Source organism: Stutzerimonas stutzeri KOS6 (genome assembly GCF_000307775.2).
Classification (GTDB): Bacteria; Pseudomonadota; Gammaproteobacteria; order Pseudomonadales; family Pseudomonadaceae; genus Stutzerimonas; species Stutzerimonas stutzeri_B.
The window spans coordinates 311527-318740 of record NZ_KK020676.1 but is presented as its reverse complement, the minus strand read 5'-3'; the positions used below and the strand labels follow the sequence as shown (position 1 = coordinate 318740).

The window sequence follows — 7214 nt, the reverse complement described above, 5'->3', positions numbered from 1 at the left end:
TTAAGGAAAGATTCTGTGATCTCATTGTGCTCTGCTACCAGTAAGCATTGGTAGGGATAAAGAGTGCCAGCAGCCGGAAGTCCAAGTATATTTGCGACATCAGCAGATAATATGGTGTATCCGTATTGGTGTTCGAAGTCCATGCGCGAGGATGGAAAGCCGTTGCTTTGAAAAATCGCGCAAATTGATTCGTGATCGTAACTCCGACGCTGCCAGCCTTTTCGAGGTTTGATTTCCGAGGAGTTTATCCGTGTGGTTGCGAGTATACGAAGTTGGACTCTCGAGTAAAGTTCATTGGCTTGTTCTGTTGCCCAGGATTTTACGGTTTCGATGTCTTTGTGGATACTTTTGAATAATATTTCTATTGCCTCGTTATCAGTTATTTCGAGAGGGACTCTAGTGATAAGTTTTTCATGGATTTCCACCCCCTCATCAGACACGGACACTCTTGTTTGCGCTCTGTGTTGTTTGGGGCGGATGGGCCGTGGTAGTCCATCCCCAAAAGGGGTTGCCCAAACTCCTGATTGTATAAAGGCCTCTTCGCAGTTCGATATGAACCTGTTCCACGTTTTTATCTGGGTTGGTATATTTAGATTTTCTCTATATGCGGTTAAGAAGTGCTCCTTCATGAAGTGCAAAAAGAATGATTTTATATTTTCTGGGTTTTGGAAGGTTGTAGTTGGCCACTCCAAAGAGTTCTTCGATAAATAGCTGGCCAGCTTGTTGCACAATGTGGTGTTGCATCTTGCTTGCTTGGCCGAAAAAGTCTTCCATGTCCGGTAGTACTCTTCTGTAAACTCAGGGCCATGGGAGTGCCATAGTTCTCCCAGCGCGAGAAAACTTGGTACTCCTTTTAGGGAGTCGACTTGCCATCCGTTCCAATAGCGCAAGGCCAATGGGTTCAATTTTTTCTGCTGGGAATCCCAGAGTTCTTTCCCTTCTTCGAGGTCGGCCATCAAATAGTCGAAATTGGGCATGCCTGGAATTTCGTCGCGCAGACTTGTAAGTGTTTCTACGAAACGTCGAGCCCAGCGAATCCGAACAGGCTCTTTGCTATCGGCCAAAGTTCTTGATCGCAATGCACCGACAAAACCGATGATGATCGGCTCGCAGCTTCGACTCGACAGATGGACGTAGGAGAGTTCTGCCTCGATGAGTTGGAGGTAGCACTCGAGCAGCTTCAGCGGAACGTTAATCAACTCCGACGACGCGTGGGTTTGAAAGGCCTTGGCTAGGGGCTCCGAAATTTTTCGGAATGGATAGTTGGGTAAGAACAGGGTGCTGCTGATGATTGTCAACGAATTCTTGTCCTTGCTTTGGGGTGGAAGATCCCGTATTTGCTGGGTTTAGGTATCTAATGATAAATCCATGCGAATGGCAAAATGCGTGAGCGCAGCCTGGATGCCGACCTGGCCCTGGCATTGACGCTCAACGCGCGGCAGTTGCTGCGTGACGAACCGCTCAAGCTGCTGCTGATGTCGGCGACCCTGGAAGGGCAGCGCCTGTCGACATTGCTCGACGATGCGCCGGTGGTGCGCAGCGAAGGCCGCATGCATCCGGTCGAGCAACGCTGGGGGCGGCCGCTGCCGCCGGGCGAGCGCATCGAGCCGCGGGTGGTACAGACGGTGCTGCAGGCGCTGGATGACGAGCAGGGCAGCGTGCTGGTGTTCCTGCCGGGCCAGGCCGAGATTCGCCGGGTCAATGAGGCGCTCGCCGATCAGCTGTCGGGGCGCGCCGATATACTGCTCTGCCCACTGCATGGCGAGCTTGAACTGGCGCAGCAGCGTGCGGCCATCGAACCGGCACCGAGAGGGACACGCAAGGTGGTGCTGGCGACCAACATCGCCGAAACCAGCCTGACCATCGAAGGGGTGCGCGTCTTGGTGGACGCCGGACTGGCGCGGGTTCCGCGTTTCGATCCCGGTACCGGCATGACGCGCCTGGAAACACGGCGCATTTCCCGCGCCTCGGCCACGCAGCGCGCCGGTCGCGCCGGGCGCCTGGAGCCGGGCGTCTGCTATCGGCTGTGGTCCGAGGAGCAGCACGCGCAGTTGGCGGCCTACGGCGAGGCGGAAATCCTCCAGGCCGATCTTGCCGGTGTCGCGCTGCAACTGGCGCGTTGGGGCGTCGAGCCGGACGAGTTGGCCTGGCTCGATCGTCCACCGGCGGCGGCCTACGCTCAGGCCCGGGCCCTGCTCGAACGTCTTGGTGCGCTGCGGCGCAACGAACACGGCGGCTGGCAACTGAGCCACCACGGCCAGGCCATGGCCGAGTTGCCGGCGCACCCGCGCCTGGCGCATATGCTGCTGCGGGGACAGGCCATGGGCATGGCTGGATTGGCCGCCGATGTAGCGGCGCTGCTGGTCGAGCGTGACATTCAATCCGGCGGGCAGCGCAGCGGCGGCGCCGATCTGGCGCTGCGCCTGCATCAGTTGCAGAACGCTCGCGGTGCGGCGGTGCACCGCGTGCGTCAGTTGTCCCGGCAGTTCCGCAGCCTGCTGCGTGGCTCGCCCGCGCAAGCGGTCGCGGAGCTGGACGAACAACGTGGGCTGGCCGCGCTGCTGGCGTTCGCCTATCCGGACCGGATCGCCCGCCAGCGTCGTGAAGGGGGCGGCGGCTATCGCCTGGCCAATGGCCGGGCGGCACTGTTCGGCGAGCCGGATGCATTGATGAAGGAGCCCTGGCTGGTGGTCGCCGAGCTGGGCAGCCATCAAGGCCAGCGCGAGGAGCGCATCTATCGCGCCGTGGCGCTGGACCCGGCACTGTTCGACGGTTCGCTGGCTGAACAGCTGTCGCTGCGCGACGAGCTGGAATGGGACGAACGCGAGGGCGTGCTGCGCGCCGAACGGCAGCGGCGGGTCGGCGAGCTGGTGCTCAGTCGCGAGCCGCTGCCGAGCCTGGACGATGAGGCACGGGCTCGCGCGCTGCTCGGCCTGGTGCGACGCAAGGGGCTGGAGCTGCTGGCGTGGACGCCGGAGCTGCGTCAGTGGCAGGCACGCATTGCCCTGCTGCGTCAGCTCGATCTGGCTTCTGGCAGCAGCGAATGGCCGGACGTCAGCGACGCTGCCTTGCTGGCGCGGCTGGAAGACTGGCTGCTGCCCTATCTCGGCAAGGTGTCGCGGCTGGCGCACTTCGCCCAGCTCGATCTCGCCGCGATGCTCGCTACGCTGCTGCCCTGGCCGCTGCCGCAGCGGCTCGACGAGCAGGCGCCGGTGGCGATCAGCGTGCCGTCCGGCTCGCGCGTTCGCCTCGACTACAGCGAGCAGCCGCCGGTGCTGGCGGTGCGCCTGCAGGAACTCTTCGGTCTGGCCGATACGCCGCGCATCGCCGGTGGCCGGCAGGTCGTCAAGCTGCACCTGCTGTCGCCGGCGCGGCGGCCGGTGCAGGTCACCCAGGACCTGGCGAGTTTCTGGGCCAACACCTATGCCGAAGTGAAGAAGGATCTGAAGGGTCGCTACCCCAAGCACTACTGGCCCGACGACCCGCTGATCGCCGAGCCCACGGCCCGGGCCAAACCGCGCGGGCAGTGAGGTTCAGTCCGATGGCAGGCTGAGGTCCTCGCCGGCCAGGCGCAACGTTTCGTAGGCATCATCGAGCGCAGTCACGATCGCTTCGGCGTCGCTCGTGTGGCGCGAAACGATGAAATGAATCGGCACCTGTACCAGGCGCTGGTAGGGCAGTTCTTCCATCTGCAGCCGTTGGCGGGCCTGCTCCACCGGAATCCGGTAGTCGAGCAGGTAGTCGCCACGGTTGCGTCGCAGCATTTCCAGCGCCGAGAGATGGTTGCTGGTGCGCAGCAGGCGCAGGCCTAGCTCGCGATCATCGAGCAGGGCATTGACGTTCGGCCAGTAGCTGTAGCCGCCGATCAGGATCAGCGATTTGCCGGCAAGGTCCTCGGGGATGCGCGGCTCCGGGGTACCCGTACGGCGGTACAGATTGAGACTGATCTGGCTGAGCATATGCCGGCCTTCCAGCGTATGGATGGCCAGCTCCGGCTTGCCCTGGGCGCCGGGCCAGACATCGATGCTACCGTTCTCCAGTGCCGCATAGAGGCGCGCTCCGGGCAGAGCCCGAAAGCGCACGCCGTAGCCGGCCTGCCGAGCCACGCGGCGGGTCAGCTCGGCCAGCTCGCCGCGCGCCGTGCCGTGGGGATCGGTGTAGATGGCCGGGGCGAACTCGTAATAGCCGACATTGAGGATTCGCTGCGGAACGGGATCAGCCTGGACCCCGCCCGGCAGGCCCAGAACCATAGCCAGACTCAGATAGAGAAATGCTTTCACTGGATTGATCGCTGCCTTGCGTTGTTCGACAAGAATGCGCAGGCGACGCCCGCTTGTCCATGAGCGATATTGCTGCAGCAGGGATAGGAATGTCCGCATATATCGACCTATGCTCATATGCTAGGCGACGCGTGCGGCATGAAGGAGTAAGGGTATGCAGCGCAAGGTGTTCGATCGCAAGGTGTTCAACCGCAAGGTGGTGCTGATTACTGGCGGCTGCGCCGGCATCGGCCGCGCTCTGGCGGTGCGGATGGCTCAGGCCGGGGCGCGGCTGGTGATTTTCGATCTGCATCAGGATGCGCTGGATGGCCTGGTGCAGCATCTGGCCGACCACCACAACGCCGAGGCGCTGGGGCTGTGCTGTGACGTCAGCGATGCCGCGGCGGTGCAGCGAGCGGTGACGCTGGTGGTCGAGCGCTATGGCGGTATCGACGTGCTGATCAACAATGCCGGCATTACCCATCGCAGTCCGCTGGTCAGCACCAGCCTGGCGGTGTTCCAGCGGGTGATGGCGGTCAATTTCTACGGTGCGCTGCATTGCACCCAGGCGGCGCTACCCAGCCTGATCGCGCGCGACGGGCAGATCATCGTGCTCAGCTCGCTGTCGCAGTATGCGCCGGTGCCCAACCGTGCAGCCTACAACGCCAGCAAGCATGCTCTGCATGGCCTGTTCGAGACCTTGCGGGGCGAGCTGAGCGACACCGCGGTCCACATCATGCTGGTCTGTCCAGGCTACACCGCCACCGATCTGCGCAAGAACGTGCTGGTCGGCGATGGCTCGACCGCGCCGTCGCCGGTACTGGATATCGGTCGAGTCGCCTCGCCGCAGGACGTGGCCGAAGCGATCTACCAGGGGGCATTGCGTCGGCGGTCGTTGCTGGTGCTCTCCAATCTCGACTGGAAGGCACGCCTGCTGGCGCGCTGGTGTCCGCGGCTGTACCAGAACCTGCTGTTGCCACGGCTGCTCGGCAGCCGGGCCTCCTAGCGCTACACGATCAGCCTGCGCTGCCGTAAAGCTGCTGCATCAGCGCGGCGTCCCAATACGCCGCCTCGATCTTGTGCCCGTCCAGGTCGCGTACGAAACAACCGTAGTAGGGCTCGCCGTATTCCGGACGCGGACCTGGGGCGCCTTCGTCGCGCGCACCGGCGGCAAGGGCGGCACGATGGAAGGCGTCCACCGCGGCCTGATCGGCCGCGAAAAAGCCGACATGGGTGCCATTGCCAACCGCTGCACTGCCGCCATCGAAGGGGCGCTGGATCCAGAACTCGGGATATCCGCGGCCCCAGGCCACTGCGCCGGGGTGCTCGAGAATGCGTCTGCAGCCGAGGGTGGCGAGGACCTGGTCATAGAAAACGACCGCTTCATCGAAGCGATTGCTGCCCAGGGAAACGTGGGAAAGGATGCTGGGGTTCTGTTCGGCCATGCTGATGTCCTCTGGATGTGGCCGCAGCAAGCCTAGCAGGCGCTGTTCGTCCGGCCCGACTGTCAGCCGGGCGGCACCTCAGTCAGGGTCCTGTGGACGCGGCGGCGGCTCGGTACAGAGCATGAAGCAGCGGAACAGCATGATGGTCGGCAGCAGCTGTAGCAGGCCGACGGCGCCATCCAGCGCAATCATCGGGAGCACGGGCTGCGCATCGCCGGGAAACAGCTGAGTGGCGATCCAGGACTCGAGCATCCAGATCGGCAACAGTACGCTCAGTACGCAGCCCAGCACTAACAGGAAATGCCCACGGGTGAGGATAAAGCTCTGCTTCAGCGCCGCCAGCGGCGTCAGGCCGCGCAACACCAGCAGGTATTCGGCGAAGGCAATCTTGACCATCACCCAGATGCCTGGCAGCACGAACAGCGATGCGCCGAGCAGAATCAGCAGCGTGCCGACCCCCGAAAGTACCGCCAGTGCCGGCCACAGCGGCAGCGCGCGAGCATAGACCGCGCGCAAGGCCGGAGCGTGGCCGCGGCTACGGGCGTCGATATAGAGGATCAGCGCGCCAATGTAGAGCGGATAGAAGATCATGCCTGCCAGCAGGTCCTGCGCGGGCAGGGCGTCCTGGCCGAGCCAGTGCTCGAGCGCCAGGCGGGCCAGACTCTCGAGCAGGATCAGCGGCAGGCAGAGCCGGGCGATGCTGAAGAAATGGCGGGAATAGAAGAACCAGGCGTCACGCAGGATGGCAAGAACGTTCATTGCAGACCGAAGGTGAGGGATCGTTTCGGGGCGCCACTGTAACGGATGCGGCAAGGACGGGACATGCGCGATTTCAGCGTCCATACTGGAGGCCCTTTCCAGAGCGGGCCGCCGCGTGAAGAAGATCGCCCTGTTCGCCGATGTGCAGAACCTCTACTACACGGTGCGTCAGGCGCACGGCTGCCATTTCGACTATTCGGCACTGTGGGCCGACGTCAGTCGTCGTGGCACCATCGTCGAGGCCTATGCCTACGCCATCGAGCGCGGCGACGCGCGCCAGCAGCAATTCCAGCAGATCCTGCGCAAACTGGGTTTCACGGTGAGGCTCAAGCCCTATATCCAGCGCAGCGACGGCTCGGCCAAGGGCGACTGGGACGTGGGTATCACCATCGACGTGCTGGACGCGGCGGCGCGGGTCGACGAGGTGGTGCTGGCCTCCGGTGATGGCGACTTCGACCTGCTGTTGGAGCGGGTGCGCGCCGGTGGCGCCGAGGCCACCGCCTACGGTGTGCCGGGACTCACCGCGCAATCGCTGATCCGCGCCGCGACGCGCTATGTGCCGATCGAAGGTGACCTGTTGCTGCGTGGCTGAACGTACCGCCCGCTTTGGTGGGCGCGAGCCTGCTCGCGAACGAGGCGCGTCGGTAGAGTGGATGAAGCTTCATCCATCCACCGCAGCGCCAAGGTGGATGGCCACTCCGTGGAAAATGCTTCGCAGTACCGTAGGGTGGCCTTTAGCCCACCAGCGCCT

General features: G+C 63.0%; 5 protein-coding genes and 2 pseudogenes. 3 read left to right on the top strand and 4 right to left on the bottom strand.

The window, feature by feature from the left end; translation table 11 throughout:
* Positions 1–1298 (bottom strand): hypothetical protein (locus B597_RS47285; RefSeq protein WP_192939387.1); only part of this gene is annotated, 1298 nt, incomplete at its 3' end.
* A gap of 81 nt (positions 1299–1379) precedes the next feature.
* Between B597_RS47285 and hrpB the strand changes: the two are divergent.
* Positions 1380–3530: pseudogene (gene hrpB, locus B597_RS30000) on the top strand (ATP-dependent helicase HrpB); the annotation flags it as partial.
* Positions 3531–3533: 3 nt separating this feature from the next.
* Here hrpB and B597_RS29995 read toward each other — a convergent pair.
* Positions 3534–4348: pseudogene (locus tag B597_RS29995) on the bottom strand (substrate-binding periplasmic protein).
* An 86-nt stretch (positions 4349–4434) separates the two neighbouring features.
* On the opposite strand from B597_RS29995, the gene B597_RS29990 reads away from it, so the two are divergent.
* On the top strand, positions 4435–5265 hold the full coding sequence (locus tag B597_RS29990) for an SDR family oxidoreductase (protein WP_003296337.1): 831 nt from the start codon (positions 4435–4437) through the stop codon (positions 5263–5265).
* Positions 5266–5275: 10 nt separating this feature from the next.
* Here the strand turns inward: B597_RS29990 and B597_RS29985 are convergent, their stop codons facing one another.
* On the bottom strand, positions 5276–5704 hold the full coding sequence (locus B597_RS29985) for a VOC family protein (protein WP_024161791.1): 429 nt from the start codon (positions 5702–5704) through the stop codon (positions 5276–5278).
* A 78-nt stretch (positions 5705–5782) separates the two neighbouring features.
* On the bottom strand, positions 5783–6463 hold the full coding sequence (locus B597_RS29980; protein ID WP_003296339.1) for a YciC family protein: 681 nt from the start codon (positions 6461–6463) through the stop codon (positions 5783–5785).
* A 115-nt stretch (positions 6464–6578) separates the two neighbouring features.
* Between B597_RS29980 and B597_RS29975 the strand changes: the two genes are divergently transcribed.
* The gene (locus B597_RS29975; RefSeq protein WP_003296340.1) at positions 6579–7055 is read left to right on the top strand and encodes a LabA-like NYN domain-containing protein; all 477 of its coding nucleotides are present in this window, start codon (positions 6579–6581) and stop codon (positions 7053–7055) included.
* The last annotated feature ends 159 nt before the right edge of the window (positions 7056–7214 follow it).

What these genes read in the sequence shown, in the direction of transcription:
- B597_RS29990 (WP_003296337.1), top strand. Translation starts at nt 4,435, where the DNA reads ATGCAGCGCAAGGTGTTCGATCGCAAGGTGTTCAACCGCAAGGTGGTG.
- B597_RS29985 (WP_024161791.1), bottom strand. Translation starts at nt 5,704, where the DNA reads ATGGCCGAACAGAACCCCAGCATCCTTTCCCACGTTTCCCTGGGCAGC.
- B597_RS29980 (WP_003296339.1), bottom strand. Translation starts at nt 6,463, where the DNA reads ATGAACGTTCTTGCCATCCTGCGTGACGCCTGGTTCTTCTATTCCCGC.